Origin of the sequence: Serratia sp. J2 (assembly GCF_046269175.1) — a bacterium.
GTDB lineage: Bacteria > Pseudomonadota > Gammaproteobacteria > Enterobacterales > Enterobacteriaceae > Chania > Chania fonticola_C.
Map to the genome: position 1 here is coordinate 62823 of NZ_JBKABN010000004.1, position 22527 is coordinate 85349.

The window sequence follows — 22527 nt, forward strand, 5'->3', positions numbered from 1 at the left end:
TTAGTAATCTAGCTTGTTAGCTTAATAATAGAAATATGATTAGCCATTAATTTGGCTTTTTTTTGACCTGAAAGCATTTTGCTCCCGATCAGTGCCCTGCCGACTTGGACAGCAGATTAATTACCAACACCCCGGCAATAATCAGCCCCATGCCAACCACCGCAGGCAAGTCCAGCTTCTGCTGGTAAATAAACACCGCGGCAATCGACACCAGCACGATCCCCAATCCCGACCAGATGGCATAGACAATCCCCAGCGGCATGGTTTTTACCACCATCGAAAGCCCCCAAAATGCTACCGCGTAACCCAACACTACAAACACCGATGGCCACAAGCGGGTAAACCCTTCAGAGGCTTTCAACAAGGTGGTGGCTATCACTTCGGCGATAATCGCCATAGCTAAATAGATAAATGCGGTCATTTTCAACTTCTTCTTTCTGTTTCGCGTTACATCAATATGATACGCGGAGATTAAATTAGCGTTACATCGCCGCAACGCTTTACCATTACGCTGTAAATAGTAATTATTTTTTAACGAAATATCACCTTACATCCAGATTTTGTGCGCCACACAAATGCGATAAAGCACAAATAACCCCCTCTGTTAGACTTTGCTGATGATTATAAGAAGCTGACTTTTGCAGCTTTGTGAGCACAGAAAGGTACTGCAGATGATAACTACAGATGGTAATAACGCTGTCGCTTCCGTGGCTTATCGCACCAGTGAAGTGATTGCCATTTACCCAATCACCCCAAGTTCGACCATGGCGGAACAAACCGCTGCCTGGTCCAGTGACGGCAGGAAGAACATTTGGGGCGACGTGCCCCACGTGGTGGAGATGCAGTCCGAAGGCGGAGCCATTGCTACCGTGCACGGCGCGTTGCAAACCGGCGCGCTTTCCACCTCCTTCACCTCGTCCCAGGGATTGCTGTTGATGATCCCTTCGCTGTATAAGCTGGCCGGGGAACTGACGCCATTTGTCCTCCACGTTGCCGCTCGCACCGTCGCAACTCATGCATTATCCATCTTTGGCGATCACTCCGACGTGATGGCCGTACGCCAGACCGGTTGTGCCATGCTGTGCGCCAGCAACGTGCAGGAAGCGCAGGATTTTGCGCTGATCGCCCAGACGGCCACGCTAAACAGCCGCTTGCCGTTCATCCATTTCTTCGATGGATTCCGCACCTCGCATGAAATCAACAAGATCGCCCCGCTGAGCGACGAAACGCTACAGCAGATGATGCCGCAGGACGCCATCGACGCCCACCGTAGCCGGGCTCTCTCACCGGATCATCCCGTCATACGCGGTACGTCAGCCAACCCGGATACCTATTTCCAATCGCGGGAAGCGACCAATCCGTGGTACGACAATACCTACCAACATGTGCAGCAGGCGATGGACAAGTTTGCTGCCATCACCGGCCGCAGCTATCAGCCGTTTGAGTATTACGGCCACCCGCAGACCGAACGCGTGGTGATCCTGATGGGGTCCGCCATCGGCACCTGTGAAGAAGCTATCGACCACCTGCTGACGCGCGGTGAAAAAGTGGGCGTTCTTAAAGTCCGGCTTTATCGTCCCTTCTCCGCCAAACATCTGCTCGCCGTTCTGCCGGAAAGCGCACAAAAAATTGCGGTGCTTGACCGTACCAAAGAGCCGGGTGCTCTAGCCGAGCCTTTATACCTGGATGTGATGACTGCGCTGGCAGAAGCCTTTAGCCGTGGCGAACGCGCCAGCATGCCGAGGGTGATTGGCGGGCGCTATGGGTTGTCTTCCAAGGAGTTTGGCCCAGACTGTGCGTTGGCCATTTTCCGTGAGCTGATGCTGGATAAGCCTCGCCCACGCTTTACCGTGGGCATTTTCGACGATATTACCGGTCTTTCACTACCGCTCCAGGAAGAAACGCTCCCTCAGCGGGCCTCGCTGGAAGCCCTGTTCTACGGTTTGGGTAGCGATGGTTCGGTCTCTGCCACCAAGAACAACATCAAAATTATCGGCAACAGCACGCCGATGTTTGCCCAAGGCTACTTTGTCTACGACTCGAAAAAGGCCGGCGGCCTGACCGTGTCACACCTGCGGGTTAGCGATAAGCCGATCAATTCGGCGTACCTTATCGACCGCGCCGACTTTGTCGGTTGCCACCAGTGGCAGTTTATCGACAAGTATCAAATGGTGGAGCGGCTAAAACCTGGCGGCATTTTCCTGCTCAATACCCCTTATAGCGCGGATGAAGTCCGGTCGCGCCTGCCGCAAGAGGTCCAGGCGATCCTGCATCAGCGCCAGGCAAAACTGTATATCATCAACGCGGCCAAGCTGGCGCGCGAATGTCATTTGGGTGCCCGCATCAATACCGTGATGCAGATGGCCTTCTTCCATCTGACAAAGATCCTGCCGGGTGAAGTGGCGTTGCAGGAACTACAGGGAGCGATTGCCCGCAGCTACAGCAACAAGGGCCAAGAGGTGGTCGAACGTAACTGGCAAGCCTTGGGTGCCACGCTGAGTGAGCTGACGGAAATCCCGCTGCGCCCACTCGACAGCAACAGTCCAATACGTCCACCGGTGGTTTCCGACGCCGCACCGTATTTTGTCAAAACCGTTACCGCCGTGATGCTGGCCGGGCTGGGCGATACCCTGCCGGTTTCGGCTTTCCCCCCAGACGGCACCTGGCCTGTGGGCACCACGCAGTGGGAAAAACGCAATATCGCCGAAGAAGTGCCGATCTGGCAGCCGGACCTGTGTACCCAGTGCAACCACTGCGTCGCGGCCTGTCCGCATTCAGCCATTCGTGCCAAGGTGGTTCCGCCAGAAGCCATGGAGTACGCCCCTGCCACGCTGCAATCGCTGGATGTAAAATCCCGTGATATGCGCGGTCAGAAATATGTATTGCAGGTCGCCCCTGAAGATTGCACCGGCTGTAACCTGTGCGTAGAGGTTTGCCCGGCGAAAGATCGCCAGAATCCGGAAATCAAGGCGATCAATATGGCATCTCGCCTCGATCACCTGGCAGAGGAAAAGGCTCATTATGATTTCTTCCTGCAACTGCCAGAGATCGACGCATCGCAGTTGGAACGTATCGATATCCGCACCTCGCAGCTGATTTCTCCGCTGTTTGAATATTCGGGTGCCTGTTCCGGCTGTGGCGAAACGCCATATATCAAGCTGCTGACTCAGCTGTATGGCGACCGGTTGCTGATTGCCAACGCCACCGGTTGTTCTTCTATCTATGGCGGTAACCTGCCCACCACACCTTACACCACCAACGCCGACGGCCGTGGCCCAGCCTGGGCAAACTCGCTGTTTGAGGATAATGCCGAATTTGGTCTGGGCTTCCGCCTGACGGTGGATCAGCACCGCCGCCGCGTATTGCGCCTGCTCGACACGTTGGCACCGCAATTACCCGCTCAGTTGGTGGCCTCACTGCAAGCAGACGAGATCGCCACCGGCCCGCGCCGCCAGCAGATCGCCGAATTACGTAGCCTGTTGGCTAACGTGACAGGCAACGACGCTCGTCAACTAGCCACCGATGCCGATTATCTGGTGGATAAGTCTATCTGGCTGATTGGCGGTGACGGCTGGGCTTACGATATCGGCTTTGGCGGTCTGGATCATGTGCTGAGCCTGACGGAAAACGTCAACGTGCTGGTGCTGGATACGCAGTGCTACTCCAATACCGGCGGGCAGCAATCCAAGGCCACTCCGCTGGGGGCCGTGACCAAGTTTGGTGAGCACGGCAAGCGCAAGGCCCGAAAGGATCTTGGCGTCAGCATGATGATGTACGGCCATGTGTATGTTGCGCAGATCTCATTGGGTGCGCAGCTTAATCAGACGGTGAAAGCGATTCAGGAGGCAGAAGCCTACCCTGGCCCTTCCCTGATCATCGCCTACAGCCCTTGCGAGGAACACGGTTACGATCTGGCACTGAGCCACGACCAGATGCGGCAGCTAACCGCGACCGGCTTCTGGCCGCTGTATCGCTTCGATCCACGTCGTACTGCGGAAGGCAAAGCTGCGTTGGCGCTGGACTCCCGGCCACCGAACAGTGAGCTGACGGCGACCTTGAACAAGGAACAGCGTTTCCGCCGCCTCAATACGCAGCAGCCTGAGGTTGCCGCTGCGTTGTATGAAGCAGCAGAAAAAGAGCTGAAGGAGAAATACGATTTCCTTAGCCTGCTGGCAGGAAAGTCGGAGAAGGCAGGTTCGGAGTAACTCTGTTGAGGGCGCGGTTTCGCGCCCTTTTTTGCTCTGGTTCACTATGTTGAGGCGTTGTATGTGCTACGCCCATCCAAATGATCGTGGCCACCTGAACACTTACGAACTGTTTTTTAATATCAGCGAGCAAGTGTATTCGCACTCTAAGAGCCAGAAAAAGCGCTTTGCGGTTTCCCTTATGTAATCACACTGTTTTTGACGTGGAATGTCGAAGTGTCTTGGGAACATAACATGTAAATAACCATACTCCTCATCAAAGCAATCAACGAAATCGCTTCGGACTCCATTCCAATAGTTAACAACTCGACTTAACATTGGGCTGTCAAATTCATACCAGCGATCGAACGTGTCGATTAACGTGCCCCAAACGACGTTTTCATCCTCAGACCAGGCCAAAATCTTAAAGCATCGTCGAAAATAGTAGACCGTGGCCTCCAAACTATCCGGATAGGGCTTACCGATATCTTTAAGATATGCTGCAAAGTAAGTTTGCACCTCTTCCCTGACTAAATCTTTGTCTAGCCCTAGTGAAGCCAATATCAGCAGATTATCAGAGTATTCTCCAGCTAATACCCTCTGTTCAGCCCAGTCAGTGAAGTCACGTAAGTTTTGAATGGTAAAATCAGGACGCGTCTTTGCAAGGAGATCCTTTAAATCTGTTGAGTTGCCAACCACAATCTGTCCTTGAACGGCTATGAACCTTGAACTGACATTACCACAGCTCAAACGAATAATGACCAAATCCTCCCAGAGAATGCTAAACTTGCCCGCTAAAAGTGTCATACCGCCGTAGCGCCCCCAAATGAGAACGAGCACGATTTAAATGTCAGAAAATCAAACAATTAGCCAAAAAGCTCAGTACAACCTGAATGTAAAACAGACACCATCAAAACTCATTGATAATTAATAATTTATTTTTATCGTCGCATTACCTTCATGATTGAAATACACCAAGCAATAGTGAACTTGAGACTTAGTGTGATCATTACTCAGCCTTGTTTGTCAGTTCAATGACTCGATCGACCGACGCTATTGTGGTTTCACGGTGGGCAATGATCACCCGCGTAATGCTGAGCGCCTTTATTGCCTGATTTACCACCGCTTCACTGTCCTTGTCCAGAGCACTAGTGGCCTCATCCAGGAACAAAATTGCCGGTTTCTTGTAGATTGCACGGGCAATAAACAGCCGTTGCTTTTGCCCGCCGGACAATCCTTCACCCAGTTCCCCTATCAAGGTTTCGTATCCCATAGGCATGCGCATGATCACGTCATGTAGATAGCTGGCACGGGCACACTCCTGCATCCACGCATCATCCACCTCGTCCGCAAACCCACAGATATTTTCCCGGATCGAACCAGAGAACAACTTGTCGTCCTGCATCACGCAGGCGATCATCTTATGGTAGTTGTTGATACCAAGCTGCTGAATATCGATACCGTTCACCTCAACACGACCAGAATCAGAGGGGAACAGCCCGCACAGCACTTTCATCAACGTGGTTTTGCCTGATCCAGATGGGCCTACGATGGCCACACTCTCGCCCGGCGCAACAGTCATCTCTAGGGCATCAAAGATGACCGGTGACTGGCTGTCGTAGCGATAGCTCAGATCATGGGTTGTCAAGCTCACCGATTGTAGTCCCGGCTCGTAAGGGAGATCGGGTTTGCGATTTTCTCGCGGATGCAGAGCAATATCGGCAATGCGTTCGTTATGCAGGCTCATCATGCGCAACTGCAGTAAAAACTCCGTCAGCGATCCAATGCGGTCAGAGAACTGCCCCCGGAAGGCACCGAACGCTACGAACATCCCGATGGTCATCTGGTTATCGATCACAAGGCTGGTTCCCAACCACAGGACGGCAACCTGATCACAGGCGGCAACCAGAGTTTTGATGCCGCCAAACAGCATGTCCATTTTGGTAACCCGGATACCCGTATTGATAGTGTCGATTTCGAGGTTGAGCCAGTGGGCAATGCGGCGTTTCGCCATGCCCTGCATCTTGACGGTGGCGATGCCGTAGAGCGTCTCCATAAAATACGAACCGGCCCGGGCATTTCTCACCAGAACCTCCTCGGACAGTTGTCGGTAATACCCGTAGGTCAGCATGCGCATCAGTACGTAGAATGCGGTGAAAGCGATCACTACCCAAGTTAGCCAGCCGCCATACAGCACTATCATCACCAGAACGCCAATGACCATGATGGAATCCATGATGGCGCCGACAATACTGCTGGTGAAGGTGCTGCGCAGCTCATCCAGTGAGCCGAAGCGTGACTGAATATCACCCAACTTACGCCGCTCAAAGTAGCCCAGAGGCAAGTGCAATAGATGGGTAAACAGGCCAGACAGCCACTGCACATGGATGAGCGTCGCCATCACCAGTCCGGACCAGGCGCGTACCATACCGATGGCAGCCCGCAACAGAATGAATATCATCAGTCCGACGCAAATGAGTGCCAACAATCCGCGATCCCCGGCGGGAATGGCGTGATCCATAACCAGTTGTGTGCCGACCGGCATCACCAGATTGATAGTTTCGAACACTAGAGACAAACAAAAGATCTTGCCAAGCGTCCTATTGAGGCCATGCACGCTGCCAATCAGTGTGCGGAGGCGAATTCGGTGGCTGACACTGTCTGCGATGAATTCGCTGCCGGGCCACGCTTCGAGCGCCACGCCAGTGAAACTGTGCGACAGCTCCGTAAGACTGACGGTCCGGTGGCCGCGCGCTGGATCATGCAGCACCACATGGTTGCGTTTGACGCTAACCAGCACCACGAAGTGGTTGAATTCCCAATGCAATATGCAGGGTATTTTTAGGGCGCCAAGCTCGTTCAGATCCAGTGACAGGGGGCGGGTGGCCAGCCCCAACTGTTCGGCGATACTGGTCAGCCCGGCCAGCGTGGCGCCACGACTCGATAGGTTGAACTCCCGGCGCAGCGCTATCAGGTCGATGTTTTTGCCGTAATGGCCACAAATCATCGCCAGGCTGGCGAGTCCGCACTCCGAGGACTCTGTTTGGTGAACCATCGGAACCCGATGACGCCACCGCAGGTCCAACTGGCTGACTAGCTGTTTGAAAGCGAGCTTACTCATTGACCGGCCCCGTCGCGCTGTGTGTCATGTCGTAGAACGGTGACAACATCCATTGATAAATTTTCCTTTTCTCGAGAAATAGGGTGCTTTGTGCTTTCATGCCGTTTTCCAGGCTAAGATGCTTGCCGTCATAGTCAATGGCCTGTTTCTCCGGTCTGACGATAACCTTGTAATACGGCTCGGAGGCGGTCAACGCGGCTTTTGGAGCACCCTGGTAAGTCAGCATTTCCTGCGGCGAAGCCGGGGCTTTAGAGATGACGGACACAGTGCCTGCGAACTGGCCAAATTTCTCCGCAGGAAAGGCGTCATAGCGCAGATTGACCTGATCACCGGCGTCAATATAGGGAATGGCGTCGTTGGGCACCCAAAGCACCAGAACATAGTGATCGATTTCGTGCGGGACCACCTGCAGCAGACTGTCACCGACGTTAACCATTTGGCCGACCGTGACGCTTAGCGAGTCGATGCGACCTTCGGCCAAGGCACGGACGATGATTGCCCCGCCAGCATCGATGTTTAGCCGTTCCTTTTGCAGCTCGTAACGCTGCAGCTGCATCTGGTAAATCTTGTTGTCGAATTCGGCGGCCTGGGTGTAGATCTGACTTTCCAGCGCGGTGATCTGCAAGGCGTTTTGCTCGTTTTGGCCAGACAAGCCCAGCAGGTTGTTCTGATGCTGATAATACAGCGCCACCTGGTTGGTAAGTTGATCCTTGTTAATCAATCCTTTGGTCTGATAGTGCCGGTAGTTCTCCATGTTATCTTTCATGATGCGAATCCCTTCCTGAGCCAGTCGGAGTATCTCCGTAGAGCGCGCGAACGCGGTGATATACTGCGTCTTTTGTTTTTCCAGCATTGCGAGTGTGACCTGCTTGCTGCTTTCCAGTCGGCTGACAATTTGCGCAATACGCGCCAACTGGCCATCGATATCCCGGCGCTGGTTGTCGCTGACCACACCGCTGTGGGTACTCTTGCTGACATCGATCTGGTAAATGGGCGCACCAGCGGTGATCACCTGTCCCTCTGTGACGAATTGTTTGACCACCACTCCCTGGACGGTGGAATAGACGTTGGCGGCGCGCGGATAGGTGCTGATCTCGCCGGTCACATTGACCCGCCGGATATAGGTGCCGGCGATAATGAATGAGAGAAACGCAATGAGAAAAAATAGGCACATTCCCAACATGAGCCAAAAGGAAATACCGGGCAACAGCAATGCCCGGCCGCACCATTTTATTTTATGATTATCAATCGCTTCCTGGCGAAACACCGTTTTCTTCCTTAAAAAGATGGAGATAGCATCAGCAGCCATATATCGCGCATTCGATATCGCATATCAAATCCAGGTTATTTCAATGGTGAAAACACCAGCCGAACGCCGTATAGCACAGAAGTGAACCCTATTGAGATAACGGAGTCTTTGCAAAAGATAGACTTGCCGTGCAATATTCTCGCTGTCCCTAACGAACCCAATAACGGGCGCAGCATGCTGCGCCCTTGCATGGTGAATCGGTTAATATATTACCGCCAACTATTTTGGATAGTAGTGGTTTACTAGGCGAGATACCAATTTGATCACAACAAACGTACACGCGAGTGAAACCAAAATTTTTGAAATATCTGATGGAGCAGCATACCACCATGATGGCCATACTCCGGCCCCATTTAGTAATGCATTTGACAAAAACAGGGCTAGCAAAATAGAAAGAATATTTACAAGTTTCTTCATGAAATTGGCCTAAACGAGTATAACCGACATATTTTATTTAAAACGTAAATTTTGGCCGACTACCAAGAACATGAGCCGCCAGAGCCAGAACCGCAGTTGCTTCCACCTGTCCCCCCTCCGTTACCGTTGCCTCTATTTGGGGTATCGAGACACCCAGAGTTAATTCCGCCATTGAGCGCATTCGCTAGTGCAATGCCGGGGCCACCGATGGCACCTGTTATTGCACCACCAACTACACCAGTGAAACAGCCTGGATCAGCATATTTATCATAAAACCCACCAGAGCTATTCCCGTTCCCTTTGTTACTATTGCCATTGGTCCTACCACCGTTATCAACACGATCGCCGCCATTATTCCCCCGGCCACCAGAGATAGTACCTAATAATGATGGATCAATAATTTTCATAAACAACTCCTTTTGATTTAATGATGATACTGCCCTATGTAAAATTGCGTAAAGCGATTAATTAGTAACCTACATGTAAGTACTTTTCAATAACTTTGATTATAAAATTTAATACTTATTGAGTTAGCATTAACTTTTATAGATGTGAAATTTTATTTTATCATTCAAAATCAATGTATTATCTACCAACCGTATTATCATAATGACAATACTACTTTATGTTGTTAATGATTAGGGGCACAAAAGATAGATTTCTTTCGTGAATGATAAGGAAAGAAAGTATGGACGGGATCTCTGCCAGCCTTGAGGATTATTCCTTGGATCCTTCGTCCTGTTCCATATCACCCGCTGTGCGCCGGTTCCAATTTAGGTACTGGATCTTCTACCGCAGGCGTGCCAGCACGCAGATCGATGTAATCCGGTATGTGGTTACGTATAGCCGTAAGTGAAATATCAGAACTCCACGGAACAGGCTGAAGCCTTTGATAAATGGAGTTATTCGGCTTTATGGCATAGTTCCCTGGTAATGCCTGGTCAATTCGAAATCCGGCGTTTTCGCCTCCTTTTATGCCAAGAGCCAAAATATCAGTAAGAACACGAGTCTCGTTCGTCAGTATGCACTTAACATTTTCATCCCCAATAGCCCCCTACACTTAGGTACCGACTATGGGAAAATAGATAAGAAATAGACAGCTAAATCATAAGGAAGATTCACCTGGGTATTTGCCCTGCGCGCCCCAAAAAATTCCTCATCCAGCAGCCGCGCAATACACCAAGCGTTATAGCACTGCTCGTCTGTTAGCGGCTTAACATCGCAGTGAGCCTCAGCTAGCCCAAATCGATCACTTGTTTGGATGGTGTGCATCGGTGCCGCTACATCAATTCCATCTTTTTCATTGCCGAAATACTTCTGCAGGAAAGCTTGAACATCGCCTGTGTGCTGACTTCCAGACGTAACCATTGGAGCTGGTTCCGTGGTTTTCCTGACGTGCTTGTAACTGCCGTATAACTGTACCAAGTACGACATGAAAATCGCGTGATGATCGACTTGCGTAATAGTGTCCATCGGCTCATCTATGCCCAGGACTGCGCCAGTGTAGCTGCCTCCGTAATACTTCAGTTACAGTCCCGAGCGGAACCTCAACCTTATGGCCAGTGCTGTTGCATCCCAAAATGGAGGTTACCTTTCACCACCGTGAATATGGAAAAACTGAAAGGCAGCGGCTACATTTCGTTTTTAGGCCACGCCCGGCCAAAGAACAGCAAAAAACAGACTATTAGCTGTCGTCTATCGGTGCGCGCTGGAACGCCGCTGTAAAACGCGCTGGTATTCGGCGTCGTAATCCGTACCATACGCGACATACTTTCGCGTGCTGGCTGTTATCGGCCGGTGCCAACCCGTCCTTCATCGCGGATCAGATGGGACACGATAATGCACAAATGGTCTACGAGATATACGGAAAGTGGATCGGAGAGATGAACGGGGAGCAGGTGAACATGCTAAATGACAGGCTGGCTATCTAGAATATTTTGCCTCAATTTTGCCCCTTTTGATGTTTCACGGAAAATATAATGCAAGAAAATCAATCAATTAACCCTAAAGAGCAGTACAACCTGAACAAACTGCAAAAACGCCTGCGCCGCAACGTGGGTGAAGCTATCGCCGCCTACAACATGATTGAGGAAGGCGATCGCATCATGGTTTGCCTGTCCGGCGGGAAAGACAGCTACACCATGCTGGAGATCCTGCGCAATCTGCAAAAAAGCGCTCCGGTGAACTTCTCACTGGTCGCGGTGAATCTGGATCAGAAACAGCCCGGCTTCCCCGAGCACATCCTGCCAGCCTATCTGGAAAGCCTGGGTGTGGAATATAAGATCGTTGAAGAAAACACCTACAGCATCGTGAAGGATAAGATCCCGGAAGGCAAAACCACCTGCTCCCTGTGTTCACGTCTGCGCCGCGGCATCCTTTACCGTACTGCCACCGAGCTGGGTGCCACCAAAATTGCCCTTGGCCACCACCGTGACGATATCCTGCAAACGCTGTTCCTCAACATGTTCTACGGCGGCAAGCTGAAAGGTATGCCACCCAAGTTGATGAGCGACGATGGTAAACACGTGGTGATCCGCCCGCTGGCCTATTGCCGTGAGAAAGACATCGAGCGTTTCTCGGTAGCGAAAGAATTCCCGATAATCCCGTGCAACCTGTGTGGCTCACAGCCAAACCTGCAACGCCAGGTGATTGGCGATATGCTGCGCGACTGGGACAAACGCTACCCAGGCCGTATCGAAACCATGTTCAGCGCCATGCAGAACGTGGTGCCTTCGCATCTGTGCGATACCGAACTGTTTGACTTCAAAGGTATTCACCACGGCAGCGAAGTGGTTGATGGCGGTGATTTGGCATTTGACCGTGAAGATATTCCACTGCAACCGGTGGGTTGGCAGCCGGAAGACGCAGATGACAACGGCTCGCCCGCGTTTGAACGCCTGAACGTACTGGAAATCAAATAGTCCTTCTCTCCGCCTGTGCCCGCAGGCGGAGGTTTTTCCCCCGCTTAATGTTAGATCCTGTTCACAATTCACGCATAAAGTGCCTGACAGTGCGGTTTTTACCTTATACTGTTTATTTATACAGTCAAAGGAGACCAACGATGAATATCACCCCCTGCCTTTCCCACGTCTCGCTGGGAACCAACAATTTCGATGCCGCCGCACAGTTTTATGACCGGGTTCTCGGTGCGCTAGGCTGCCGACGTGTGCTGGAACACCCTGGCGCTATCGGCTATGGCCGAGACTATCCTGAATTTTGGTTGCAACTGCCGATAGACGGTAAGCCCGCAGGCACCGCGAACGGCGTGCATATCGGCTTCTTCGCCACCAGCAAGCAGCAGGTTGATGCGTTTTATCAGCAGGCGGTAGCCGCTGGGGCACAAGAAGACGGTGCTCCGGGCTCACGGCCACATTACGGTGCCGCCTATTACGGCTGTTTCGTCCGGGATCTGGATGGCCACAAGATAGAAGCCAGCTTCTGGGATGAAAGCGCGGCTTAACGCCGCCTCACAGAAGCCGGAGGCAGGTGGGGATCTTGCAGGTTAGCCGGCCGTTGAGCGCATGGACACGCGATACGAGCCCCCAGGGACGGATTCACGGCGTGTCAGCGTTCTGCACGATCCCCGCCTGTAAGCACTATCTGGTGAAGCGACTTAGTCCGAACGTGAATAACAATAGTGGAAATCTTCACTCAAGCGTTTGAATGCAGGAAGGATTAGCCGAAGGGAAAAAGCATAAAAAAATGCCGGTGGTTAAACCGGCATCGTATTGAATTAAATGTGCTATGCAATAATTCTAAAAATAAGTAAATAAAACAATTATGGAGCGCAACGCCCATCGCTTGACGTTGCATTCACCTGCAAGAGCAAGAATGCCGTAGTTCGCGCGAGCAAATGTTGATACTGCTCAACTTTACTCGCGTTTTCGCCACTATTTGTCGTTATAGCCAGCGGCTCCGCCTCAACCACCAGGCAACGCCCCCAACCAAAGCCAACAGCATGAAGCAGAAAGAGGCAAATGCCAGTGGGCTACCGCTGCCAGGGATCCCTCCAAGGTTGACCCCGAACAGCCCGGTCAGGAAAGTGGTAGGCAGGAAGACCATCGCCATCAGCGACATAGTGTAAGTACGGCGGTTCATGGCGTCGGCCATCACGGTAGTGATCTCATCGGACAGGATCGCCGTACGGGCAATGCTGCCATCAAGATCATCTAATCCGCGCCCCAGGCGATCGGCAATGTCCTGCATGCGGCGACGTTCGTCATCATTCATCCACGGCAGGCGGTCACTCGCTAAACGTGAGAAAACATCGCGCTGTGGTGCCATGTAACGGCGTAGCACAATCAACTGTTTGCGGATCAGCGCCAATTGCCCACGTTCAGGGATTTGCTGCTCTAACAGCGCATCTTCCAGATCGATGATCTTGTCGTGTAGATCTTCGATGAATTCACTGGTGTGGTCGGTGAGCGCATCAGCGATTTCTACCAGCCAGTTACCGCTATTAATCGGCCCCTGGCCATTGCGCAATTCATTGACCACCTCATCGATCGAGTAAACCTTGCGATGGCGGGTGGATATAATCATCTTATCGGTGATGTACACGCGGAACGTCACCAGTTGGTCTGGCCGTGAGTCCGTGTTGAAATTGATGCCGCGCAGCGTGATCAGCGTCCCGTCGCCCAATCGGGTGACGCGTGGCCGCGTGCTTTCCCCCGCCAGCGCTTCTCTGACCAGATCGGGCAGCAACGGTGTATTTGCCAGCCACTCGGCGCTGGCCGGATGGGCATAGTCCAGATGCAGCCAGCATGGTTCCTCGCTGGTGATCTTATCGTCATCCTCAATTGGCGTGGTGCCACCCTTGCCGTCGAGTTGATAGGCATAGACCGCGTCGGGCACCTGCAGTTCGCGCCCCTCAATGACATCCATTAAAAACCCTCATTATTTTGCCGTTGATACAGAGTCTAGCGTTATTGTCTTAGGGATAAAAGTGGCACCGCCATAACGGGATTTTAAAGTAAAAAGCCCCCGCGTTGGCGAGGGCTTGGGCAGGCGTCAGGACTCTGAACATCAATGTTTCAGAATGTACATTTCCTGGCTGTAGGCGACATCTTCAGGGTTAGTGATTGGGTAACCCTTCACCCAAGGCTTGATCAGTCGCCCGTTGGTATATTGATAGATCGGGGCGATCGGAGCCTCGGCCGCAATCATCTGCTCGGCCTTGTTATAATCGGCGGTTAACGCCGTTGGATTAGTCTCGCGACTGGCGTCGGCCAACAGACGGTCGTATTGCGGGCTGTTAAATTTGGCGATATTCCCGGTGTGTGAAGAGGTCAGCAGCGACAGGAAGGTCGAGGCCTCGTTGTAATCCCCCACCCAGGAGGCACGAACCACGTCGAAATTGCCGGTGTTACGGCTGTCGATATAGGTTTTCCACTCCTGATTTTGCAGTTTAACGTCAACGCCCAAGGTTTGCTTCCACATTGACGCCACCGCAATGGCAATCTTTTGGTGACTCTCTGAGGTGTTATACAGCAGGGTCAATTTCAGAGGATGGTTCGGACCATAACCCGCCGCCTGCATCAGCGCCTTGGCTTGCTCGTTCAACTCTTCCTGGGACTGTTGCTGCAGCAGGCTGGTTTCCGGCTTAAAGCCCGCAGTGACATCCGGCGTGAAATGGTAGGCCGGCTTCTCGCCGGTACCCAGCACTTTCTCGGCAATGATCTTGCGATCGATAGCGTAAGACAAGGCTTTGCGCACTCTTACGTCATTGGTTGGCGCACGTTGGGTATTGAAAGCGTAGTAATAGGTGCCGAGTTGATCAGGCGTGTAAACCTGGTCTGGGATATCCTTCAACAGCTTTTGGTACATGTTTTTCGGGAAGGATTCGGTAATATCGATGTCACCAGCCTGATAACGCTTGGTGGCGTTGGATTCCTGGTTAATGGGTACAAAGGTCACCTTGGTCAACACGGTGTGTTTATGGTCCCAATAATGGTCGTTCGGCACCAATACCAGCTTTTCGTTAACCACTCGCTCTTGCAGTTTGAATGCGCCATTACCTACCAGATTGCCCACTTTGGTCCAATCGTTGCCGTATTGCTCAACCACGGCTTTTGGTACCGGGAACAGGCTGAAATTGGCCGTCAGGCTGACAAAATAGGGCACAGGCTTGTTCAGCTGCACTTTTAGCGTATGGTCATCCACTGCCACCACGCCAAGCTTATCGATGGGCAGCTTACCGGCGATAATCTCTTCGGCATTCTGGATCCCGGCTAGCTGAGCAAACCAGGCAAACGGCGACAGGCTTTTCGGATCGACCAGCCGTTGCCAGCTATAAACGAAGTCTTTCGCCGTGACAGGGTCACCGTTGGACCAGCGGGCATCTTTGCGCAGCGTGAAGATATAGGTCTGGTTATCCGCGGTCTGCCAGCGCGTAGCGACACCGGGGATCACTTTACCATGCGCGTCCTGATTCACCAGCCCTTCAAACAGATCGCGTGCCACCTGCGCTTCTGGCAGGCCCACGGCTTTAATCGGATCGAGTGACGCCGGCTCATCTTTGATGTGCCGGACGATCTCCTGTTTCTCCGCCAGAGCGGTACCTGGGGGAACCTGAGCTGCCATAGCACCACTAATACCCACGCTGATGGTGACCGCGCAAAGCGTTAAACGAAAACTCGCCAGAATTTTTCTTCTCGTCATGTTAGATATGCCCCAGTTAACCCCATGAATTTTTTATCATATAGCACAAAGATGCCCGCCACCTATAGCCTGGCGTAACAAGAATGTAAAAAGTGGATGTTTGATCCAAAAAAAAAGCCCGCAGCCATTATCGGCACTGCGGGCTGTTTGCTTAGGCAGGATCAGTCGTAAAGATGAATACTGGCGATCTTATAGCTGAACTCTTCCCCTTCTTCTTCATCGAAGATGGTGAAATAGCCTTTCTCTACCAGCGGGTTGAGCTGGATGTCGGTCTTTTGCAACTGGCGTGATTCGGCGTCGTCAAAACCATAGTCGAGGAAGAACTCCCCTTTCTGATGATCCACGTGCAAGGTGAACGGATAGTTGGATTCGTCCCCACGCCCATCGTCATTTTTCACTACGCCAAACCACTCACCCTGACGGATCTGGTTTTCTGCATCCACGCCGCACAGTAGGGTGATGGTGTCTTTTTCGTTTTCGCTGTAACACGCGACTATTCTGGCAACTGGCATGATAAATCCTCTTTGTCGTTAGCACTCTGCCGATAGTATAACAATAGACATCACTTTATTCGCTTAACAGACTGGGAAAGATGAGCGAAAGCGTAATACACTCAATAACATCACAATTATTTCTGACTTTGGCTTAAAGGGAAACCCCATGACCCAACACAGACCGCGCAGTGAGCGTGGCCAGCTGGCAGTTGCAGGTGAAACTTACGGTAAATCGATGTTAGGCGCCCCGCTGCTGTATTTCCCAGCGGCCAAAAGCGGCCCGGATACCGGGTTGGTGATTGCAGGCACCCATGGGGATGAAACTGCCGCGGTAGTGACGTTATCCTGCGCATTACGCAGTATCGCCCCCGCCCAACTGCGCCATCATGTGATCCTGGCGGTCAATCCGGATGGTTGCCAGCTTGGGTTACGCTCCAATGCCAACGGCGTCGATCTGAACCGCAATTTCCCGGCGGCCAACTGGCGCTCTGGCGATACGGTCTACCGTTGGAACAGTGCGGCAGAGGCTCGTGACGTGCGGCTCTCCACCGGCGGCAGGCCCGGCTCAGAACCGGAAACTCAGGGATTGTGCCATTTGATCCATCGCCTGAAGCCACGCTGGGTGGTGTCCTTCCATGAGCCATTGGCCTGTATAGAAGATCCGGAAAGCTCCGCTTTGGGCGTTTGGCTGGCACATAAGTTTGCCCTGCCGCTGGTGACCAGCGTCGGCTATGAAACGCCAGGGTCCTTCGGCAGTTGGTGTGCCGACTTGTCCTTACCCTGCATCACCGCCGAGTTCCCGCCGATCTCAGCCGACGCCGCCAGTGAAAACTACCTGGCCGCCATGGTCGAGTTGCTGACCTACGCTGACTAGCGTGAAAGCTCAATAGCGCCGCACTCAAAGGCCAAACCTGGCACGACGTCTTTTGCCAGCCAGGTTGGGCCATCGAGATCCACAAAACGGGCGCCGGGCACCAACGGCAGCGCCGAAGTAATGGCTCTTGAGGTACAGAGCATACAGCCGAGCATGATCTCGAAGCCCTGCGCCCGCGCCTGTGCGGCAAGCTGTAACCCTTCGGTCAGCCCACCGGCTTTATCCAGCTTGATATTGACCATCTGATAGCGCCCCGCCAAACGAGGCAAATCGCCGCTGGTGTGGCAACTCTCGTCGGCGCAAATCGGTAATGGATGGATGAAGTTTTCCAGGGCGCGGTCGTCGCTGGCCGGTAAGGGTTGCTCCAGCATCGCCACGCCTAAATCCGCCAGCAGTTGGCAACGCGATGCCAACCCTTCCGCTTGCCAGGACTCATTGGCATCAACGATCAACGTCATCTGCGGCACCGCCGTGCGGATCGCCACCAGCCTTTCGCTGATCAGGTGATCGTCTAGCTTGATTTTCAGCAACGTCGCGCCCTGTTGTTCCAGCTCTTTAGCGGCAAACGCCATCGCTTCGGGCGAGCCGATGCTGAGCGTTTGCGCCATCACTACGCGTTCCGGTGCGGTAATGCCGCTCAATTGCCACAGATCTTTGCCAGCCAGGCGGCATTCCAAATCCCACAATGCCGAATCGACCGCGTTACGAGCCGCCCCTGCGGGCATCAGGCGTTGCAACTCCTGCCGGGTCACCCCTTGTGCGATGGCCGCAGACACGTCGGCCAACTGCTCCATCACTGAGGTTTCGCTCTCGCCATAGCGCGGATAAGGGGTGCATTCACCGACACCGCGCATACCCTGCTGTTCAATCTCGACCACCACGACTTTGGCTTCGGTCCGGCTACCGCGTGCGATCACAAAGGCGGTATGCAATGGCCAGGCTTCAGAGTAAAAACGCATGCTTCTCATAACGGCTCCCGAGCGAAAAAAGCGCATAAAGTCAGTCCACTATACCTGCAGTTTATAAACTTTATCTATCCAAGGTGCGATTGTTGCCTTAAACTGCTTCGAGATTGTGAACCCGGTGTTAATCGGCTTCACATCTTTGTATAAACATCGTTGAAAGGAACCGAGCAATGACTCAGACCGTACATTTTCAAGGCAACCCTGTCACTGTAGCAGGCAAACTGCCACAGCAGGGCGAGCAGGCAAAAAGCTTTACCCTGGTTGCCAAAGACCTGTCAGACGTTGCCCTGAGCAGCTTCGTGGGTAAACGCAAAGTCCTGAACATCTTCCCAAGCATTGATACCGGCGTCTGTGCCGCATCGGTGCGTAAATTCAACCAGTTGGCGAGTGGCCTGGATAACACCATGGTCCTGTGTATCTCTTCCGACCTGCCGTTCGCCCAGTCACGCTTCTGCGGTGCAGAAGGCCTGAACAACGTGGTTACCCTGTCTACCCTGCGCGGCGGTGATTTCAAGCAGGCGTATGGTGTAGAGATTGTCGAAGGCCCATTGGCCGGTCTGACCGCGCGCGCCGTGGTGGTGCTGGATGGCCAAGACAACGTGCTGTATAGCGAGCTGGTAAATGAAATTACCACCGAGCCAGATTACGATGCCGCGCTTGCCGCGCTGAAATAAGCCTGTAGAGACCAAAAAGCCCGGTTTTTTAAGCCGGGCTTTTTTATGCCTGAAATAAAGTGGCGCTATTCTTCGCTGTCGTCGGTAAGCTTGCGATTGCTCAGCCCGTATTCCCGCAGCTTATTGGCAATTGCCGTATGCGAGACGCCCAAGCGCTTGGCCAGTTTGCGGGTGCTGGGATAAGTGCGATAAAGACGAGTCAGCACCGAGCGTTCAAAACGCTTGCTGATATCATCCAGCGAGCCTTCCATCACTTCATCCCCTAGCGCTATCTCCACCTCAAAATCTGGCAGAATGATATCTTGCGGGCGCAGCTCGTAGCCGTCCGTTTGGGTCAGGGCACGATAGATGGCGTTCTTCAGTTGGCGCACGTTGCCCGGCCAACCGTACTTGCAGAGGAAGCTACTGAGATCGTTGGCCAGTTTCGGCCTGGCGACCCCTTGTTCATCGGCAAAGCGCGCCACAAACAGCTCGGTGAGCGGCATGATATCCTGCGGGCGTTCGCGCAGCGGCGGGATGGTGATGGTCAGCACGTTCAAACGGTAATAGAGATCTTCACGGAATTCACCGCGCTGCACTAGCTCGGTCAGGTTTTTCTGCGTGGCGCAGATCACCCGGACGTCCACATGCACCTCATGCTCTTCCCCTACCCGGCGGAACGTACCGTCGTTGAGGAAACGCAGCAGTTTGGTTTGCATGCGCGGCGACATCTCGCCAATCTCATCCAGCAACACCGAGCCACCGTTGGCCTGCTCAAAGAAGCCCTTCTTACCTTCCAACGCATTTGGATAAGCACCCGGCGCATGGCCAAACAGTTCGCTCTCCACCACATCGTCCGGCAAGGCGGCACAGTTCAGCGCCAGGAACGGCTGTTTGCCACGTGGGCTGCGCAGATGGCAGGCCCGCGCTAAAATATCTTTCCCCGTGCCGGTATCGCCCACAATCAGCAATGGGGCATCCAGCATGGCCAACTTGCGCGCCTGCTCCAGCACGTGGCGCATTTTCGGGCTGACGGCGACAATATGGTCAAACTCGGTATCATCATTCACCGACAGGTTCTGCAGCTGGCGGCCCATGCGGGCGGTGGATTTGAGCATGACCACGGCGCCCACGGGAGCATTCTGCTGTTGCTCATCTTCCAGATAGATCGGGGTGATATCCATCAGGAAATCCTGGCTGCGGATCACCACCCGTTCGGAATGCGGCTTAGTGTCTTCACTCTCCAGCCAGCGGCCAAAGTTATAGCCACCAATCAGCTGGCTCGCCGTTTGATTGCGGATCTTGTCTTCGCTGAAGTTGAACAGCGTCTGAGCCGCCGGGTTTGTCAGTTCCACCTTGCCTTTCATATCGATGGAAAATACCGGTTCCGGCATCGACTCCAGCAGCGCACGTAACGCACGGTGTTCACGTTCGGAAGGCATAAAGTTAACGGTGCGCACATCGGTCACACCGCTGATGCGCCGGATCTCCGCCATCAGCGCGCGGAAGGTATCAAAATCCAGCTGGGAAAAATTGAGGTAAATACGGCCGATAGGATCAATTTCGATGCCGCGCAGGTCGATACCGCGCGATACCAAAAGATCGAGTAATTCTCGAGTGAGACCGAGACGGTCTTCGCAAAATACTTCCAAACGCATCAGTATTGGCCTTATCTCTGCAGGTGCGGGGATGTCTGGTGATGATGATAACCTCTCCCCCCGGAAGGTAGAAGCGATCTGTCAGCAAAAGTTGACAGAGCTCCAGTTTATCACTGCTATTAGCGGTTTTAAACGCCACCCAATAACACCATCGGCGTAATTTTAGCTTATTTCTAGAGAGTTATCACATTCAGCATTATTTTGGCAGCGGATTATCATGCGCTCACAGGGGGATGTTCTTTCGTCAATCTGCGGTTACAAACTGAGAAAATGGCCCTTACCGGTTACAAATGATAGTAATTCTCGTCTGACTATTTTATAGTTGCGTGGCGTAACTATTAAAGAGAGATTGACCATGCCTAGAAAGCATACACTGGCGGCATTCTGCTGCGCCACGCTGTTGTTGAGCGCCCCAACCCTGGCGCTGGACCTATCCTACAAGGCGCCGGAACCCAGCATCAAAGCCGCCCCCGCCCCCAAAGCCGCGCCTGGGCCCGCGGAAAAAACCGCCAAGGCGCCAGTGATCTGGTCAGAATCAGAAGATAAAACCGGCTTCAGTGCCAATCTAGAATGCGATCATCCCAGCTGCAGCCGCCCGCGCGACAAATCGTATTCGACGCTAAATCGCCCAGTGAAAAAAACCGATCGCCTTCGCCAATCCGATCCCTACTCCACCAATCAGGATCCTGACTACAGCGTGAACATGGGCTATAAGTGGTAATGGCGCTTTAACCGTCTCTGATAGAAGACGTGTTCAGCCGCAAGATCGTGGGTGATGAAGTGACCTGGATTACCCAAAAGAGCAGCCCCTCTCACTAAATGAGAGGGTTGCACCGGAAGGTCATTAATTGAGCGGAGCCTGGCTGGTTTCCTTGATATACAGGAAGGCGAACAGCGATAAAACACAGCCGGCAATCACGTAAAACGCCGGAGCCGTGGTATTACCGGTTAACTTGATCAGATAGGAAGCCACCGATAATGAGAAGCCGCCAAAAATCCCCACGGCAACGCTATAAACCAGCGACAACCCGGTAGTTCTTACCCGCCTTGGGAATATTTCTGGCAAAATGGTGATGGAAGGCGAAGCACCGATAATATTGATAATGCTCAGTACAATCATCACCGCAAACAGCATTTCAACACTGGGGTAGGTGCTGAGTAAATAAAACGCCGGATAAATCAGCACAACAATCGCTATTCTCGCCCAGGCAATCAATCGGACCCTGCCAACGTTATCTGACCACATCCCCGCCAGCGGCCCGCCAATCAACGTAATCAAACCGGCGATGGCACCGATTAACATGCTATAGCTGGTATCCAGTTTTAATATGCTGATGGCATAGTTGGGAATATAAAACATGATGATCATATGTGGAATGGTTCCCCCCATCGTCAGCAAAATTCCCGCCAAGGTTTCTTTATAGTAGGTAGTTATCACTTCCAGCAGGGGTATTTTGCTGACGCTTTCGGTAGCCGTTGGTAAGGTGTGAGTGGCGGTTTCTTCCAGCTTAAAGCGAATATACAGCCCCACCGGAACAATCACGATGCCAAACAGGAACGGGATGCGCCAGCCCCAGGCTTCCACACTCGCCTCTGGCATACAATTAACCAGGATCACCAACGTCATGGCGGCAAATACGTTGCCCGCACCTTGGCTCGCTACCTGCCATCCCCCGTAAAACCCACGATTATGGGGTTTGGCATACTCCACCAGCAGTGTAGTGGATGCGCCTAACTCACCGCCTGCGGAGAAGCCTTGCATCAGCCTGGCCAGGGTAATAATGATCGGGGCCGCAGTCCCGATGCTTTCATATGACGGGGTGATACCAATCGTCAGGGTACTGAGCCCCATCAGCAGGAACGTCAACGTCATGGCAGGCTTGCGCCCTTTTTTATCGGCATAATGGCCGATGACCAGCGCCCCCAGCGGCCTGGCAAGATAACCCATCCCAAAGATCAGGAAGGTCATCGTCATGCTCACCAAAGGGTCTGTCGCGGGGAAATAAGCTTTTGCTATATAGGTCGCAAAAAATGCGTAAAGCACCAGATCAAAAAACTCTAAGCCATTGCCTAACGTGGTAGCCACAATGGCCCTTGCCGGGGATTTTCTTTCCTTGACGCTATCCATGGCCGGTCCTTAATTTAATTTGTCGGGGCGCCGCATGCTGCACCCGTCCAGATAATCGATGTTA

18 protein-coding genes and 1 pseudogene are annotated in these 22527 nt (G+C 52.8%); 7 read left to right on the forward strand and 12 right to left on the reverse strand.

Going from position 1 to position 22527, the window contains the following annotated elements:
* Positions 1-88 precede the first annotated feature (88 nt).
* On the reverse strand, positions 89-421 hold the full coding sequence (locus ACKWMY_RS05580) for an SMR family transporter (RefSeq protein WP_021806525.1): 333 nt from the start codon (positions 419-421) through the stop codon (positions 89-91).
* 250 nt (positions 422-671) lie between these two features.
* Between ACKWMY_RS05580 and nifJ the strand changes: the two genes are divergently transcribed.
* The gene (gene nifJ, locus ACKWMY_RS05585) at positions 672-4205 is read left to right on the forward strand and encodes a pyruvate:ferredoxin (flavodoxin) oxidoreductase (RefSeq protein ID WP_409486015.1); all 3534 of its coding nucleotides are present in this window, start codon (positions 672-674) and stop codon (positions 4203-4205) included.
* Between the two features lie 102 nt (positions 4206-4307).
* Here the strand turns inward: nifJ and ACKWMY_RS05590 are convergent, their stop codons facing one another.
* The 5 genes from ACKWMY_RS05590 to ACKWMY_RS05610 all read right to left on the reverse strand — a co-directional run bounded on the left by ACKWMY_RS05590 (position 4308) and on the right by ACKWMY_RS05610 (position 10504).
* Positions 4308-4991, reverse strand: a complete 684-nt coding sequence (locus tag ACKWMY_RS05590) for a hypothetical protein (RefSeq protein ID WP_409486016.1) — start codon at positions 4989-4991, stop codon at positions 4308-4310.
* Between the two features lie 202 nt (positions 4992-5193).
* Positions 5194-7305 carry a peptidase domain-containing ABC transporter gene (locus ACKWMY_RS05595; RefSeq protein WP_211136690.1) on the reverse strand — a complete coding sequence of 704 codons (2112 nt, stop codon included), beginning with the start codon at positions 7303-7305 and terminating at the stop codon, positions 5194-5196.
* Complete coding sequence (locus tag ACKWMY_RS05600) at positions 7298-8572, reverse strand: HlyD family secretion protein (protein ID WP_074029383.1); 1275 nt, start codon at positions 8570-8572, stop codon at positions 7298-7300. Before ACKWMY_RS05600 ends, ACKWMY_RS05595 begins: the two co-directional genes overlap by 8 nt.
* Before the next feature lie 518 nt (positions 8573-9090).
* Positions 9091-9438 carry a hypothetical protein gene (locus ACKWMY_RS05605; RefSeq protein ID WP_074029178.1) on the reverse strand — a complete coding sequence of 116 codons (348 nt, stop codon included), beginning with the start codon at positions 9436-9438 and terminating at the stop codon, positions 9091-9093.
* Positions 9439-10102: 664 nt separating this feature from the next.
* Positions 10103-10504, reverse strand: a complete 402-nt coding sequence (locus ACKWMY_RS05610; protein WP_409486017.1) for a hypothetical protein — start codon at positions 10502-10504, stop codon at positions 10103-10105.
* Positions 10505-10602: 98 nt separating this feature from the next.
* On the opposite strand from ACKWMY_RS05610, the pseudogene ACKWMY_RS05615 reads away from it, so the two are divergent.
* The 3 genes and pseudogenes from ACKWMY_RS05615 to ACKWMY_RS05625 form a co-directional block, all read left to right on the forward strand.
* Positions 10603-10962 (forward strand): annotated as a pseudogene (locus ACKWMY_RS05615) (tyrosine-type recombinase/integrase); the annotation flags it as partial.
* 48 nt (positions 10963-11010) lie between these two features.
* Positions 11011-11952: a tRNA 2-thiocytidine(32) synthetase TtcA gene (gene ttcA, locus ACKWMY_RS05620; protein WP_074029181.1), complete on the forward strand. Its 942-nt coding sequence runs from the start codon at positions 11011-11013 to the stop codon at positions 11950-11952.
* 140 nt (positions 11953-12092) lie between these two features.
* Positions 12093-12491: a VOC family protein gene (locus tag ACKWMY_RS05625; protein ID WP_024531194.1), complete on the forward strand. Its 399-nt coding sequence runs from the start codon at positions 12093-12095 to the stop codon at positions 12489-12491.
* 440 nt (positions 12492-12931) lie between these two features.
* Here the strand turns inward: ACKWMY_RS05625 and zntB are convergent, their stop codons facing one another.
* The 3 genes from zntB to ACKWMY_RS05640 all read right to left on the reverse strand — a co-directional run bounded on the left by zntB (position 12932) and on the right by ACKWMY_RS05640 (position 16203).
* Entirely contained in the window at positions 12932-13915 is a 984-nt protein-coding gene (gene zntB, locus ACKWMY_RS05630) for a zinc transporter ZntB (protein WP_024531193.1), read from the reverse strand.
* Positions 13916-14056: 141 nt separating this feature from the next.
* Positions 14057-15691, reverse strand: coding sequence for an ABC transporter substrate-binding protein (locus ACKWMY_RS05635; protein WP_409486018.1), 1635 nt, complete (start codon positions 15689-15691; stop codon positions 14057-14059).
* A 161-nt stretch (positions 15692-15852) separates the two neighbouring features.
* A complete protein-coding gene (locus ACKWMY_RS05640; RefSeq protein WP_024531191.1) occupies positions 15853-16203 on the reverse strand; it encodes a hypothetical protein in 351 nt (116 codons plus the stop codon).
* Between the two features lie 148 nt (positions 16204-16351).
* On the opposite strand from ACKWMY_RS05640, the gene mpaA reads away from it, so the two are divergent.
* Positions 16352-17059 (forward strand): murein tripeptide amidase MpaA, encoded by a 708-nt coding sequence (gene mpaA, locus ACKWMY_RS05645; protein ID WP_024531190.1) that lies wholly within the window; start codon positions 16352-16354, stop codon positions 17057-17059.
* On the opposite strand, the gene ycjG is transcribed toward mpaA, so the two are convergent.
* Positions 17056-18027, reverse strand: coding sequence for an L-Ala-D/L-Glu epimerase (gene ycjG, locus ACKWMY_RS05650; protein ID WP_409486019.1), 972 nt, complete (start codon positions 18025-18027; stop codon positions 17056-17058). The genes mpaA and ycjG overlap by 4 nt on opposite strands.
* 167 nt (positions 18028-18194) lie before the next feature.
* Here ycjG and tpx point away from each other — a divergent pair, with 167 nt between their 5' ends.
* Positions 18195-18698, forward strand: coding sequence for a thiol peroxidase (gene tpx / locus ACKWMY_RS05655; RefSeq protein WP_409486020.1), 504 nt, complete (start codon positions 18195-18197; stop codon positions 18696-18698).
* A 65-nt stretch (positions 18699-18763) separates the two neighbouring features.
* Here the strand turns inward: tpx and tyrR are convergent, their stop codons facing one another.
* Positions 18764-20335, reverse strand: a complete 1572-nt coding sequence (gene tyrR / locus ACKWMY_RS05660; protein ID WP_024531188.1) for a transcriptional regulator TyrR — start codon at positions 20333-20335, stop codon at positions 18764-18766.
* A 355-nt stretch (positions 20336-20690) separates the two neighbouring features.
* Here tyrR and ACKWMY_RS05665 point away from each other — a divergent pair, with 355 nt between their 5' ends.
* Positions 20691-21056, forward strand: coding sequence for a hypothetical protein (locus ACKWMY_RS05665; RefSeq protein ID WP_024531187.1), 366 nt, complete (start codon positions 20691-20693; stop codon positions 21054-21056).
* Positions 21057-21179: 123 nt separating this feature from the next.
* Here ACKWMY_RS05665 and ACKWMY_RS05670 read toward each other — a convergent pair whose 3' ends face one another.
* Positions 21180-22463, reverse strand: a complete 1284-nt coding sequence (locus ACKWMY_RS05670; RefSeq protein WP_065685731.1) for an MFS transporter — start codon at positions 22461-22463, stop codon at positions 21180-21182.
* Between the last annotated feature and the right edge of the window lie 64 nt (positions 22464-22527).

Coding starts and splice junctions, on each gene's coding strand:
- ttcA (WP_074029181.1), top strand. CDS start 11,011: ATGCAAGAAAATCAATCAATTAACCCTAAAGAGCAGTACAACCTGAAC.
- ACKWMY_RS05670 (WP_065685731.1), bottom strand. CDS start 22,463: ATGGATAGCGTCAAGGAAAGAAAATCCCCGGCAAGGGCCATTGTGGCT.
- tyrR (WP_024531188.1), bottom strand. CDS start 20,335: ATGCGTTTGGAAGTATTTTGCGAAGACCGTCTCGGTCTCACTCGAGAA.
- mpaA (WP_024531190.1), top strand. CDS start 16,352: ATGACCCAACACAGACCGCGCAGTGAGCGTGGCCAGCTGGCAGTTGCA.
- ACKWMY_RS05590 (WP_409486016.1), bottom strand. CDS start 4,991: ATGACACTTTTAGCGGGCAAGTTTAGCATTCTCTGGGAGGATTTGGTC.
- ycjG (WP_409486019.1), bottom strand. CDS start 18,027: ATGAGAAGCATGCGTTTTTACTCTGAAGCCTGGCCATTGCATACCGCC.
- zntB (WP_024531193.1), bottom strand. CDS start 13,915: ATGGATGTCATTGAGGGGCGCGAACTGCAGGTGCCCGACGCGGTCTAT.
- ACKWMY_RS05605 (WP_074029178.1), bottom strand. CDS start 9,438: ATGAAAATTATTGATCCATCATTATTAGGTACTATCTCTGGTGGCCGG.
- nifJ (WP_409486015.1), top strand. CDS start 672: ATGATAACTACAGATGGTAATAACGCTGTCGCTTCCGTGGCTTATCGC.
- ACKWMY_RS05580 (WP_021806525.1), bottom strand. CDS start 421: ATGACCGCATTTATCTATTTAGCTATGGCGATTATCGCCGAAGTGATA.
- ACKWMY_RS05635 (WP_409486018.1), bottom strand. CDS start 15,691: ATGACGAGAAGAAAAATTCTGGCGAGTTTTCGTTTAACGCTTTGCGCG.
- ACKWMY_RS05610 (WP_409486017.1), bottom strand. CDS start 10,504: ATGGACACTATTACGCAAGTCGATCATCACGCGATTTTCATGTCGTAC.
- tpx (WP_409486020.1), top strand. CDS start 18,195: ATGACTCAGACCGTACATTTTCAAGGCAACCCTGTCACTGTAGCAGGC.
- ACKWMY_RS05595 (WP_211136690.1), bottom strand. CDS start 7,305: ATGAGTAAGCTCGCTTTCAAACAGCTAGTCAGCCAGTTGGACCTGCGG.
- ACKWMY_RS05665 (WP_024531187.1), top strand. CDS start 20,691: ATGCCTAGAAAGCATACACTGGCGGCATTCTGCTGCGCCACGCTGTTG.
- ACKWMY_RS05640 (WP_024531191.1), bottom strand. CDS start 16,203: ATGCCAGTTGCCAGAATAGTCGCGTGTTACAGCGAAAACGAAAAAGAC.
- ACKWMY_RS05625 (WP_024531194.1), top strand. CDS start 12,093: ATGAATATCACCCCCTGCCTTTCCCACGTCTCGCTGGGAACCAACAAT.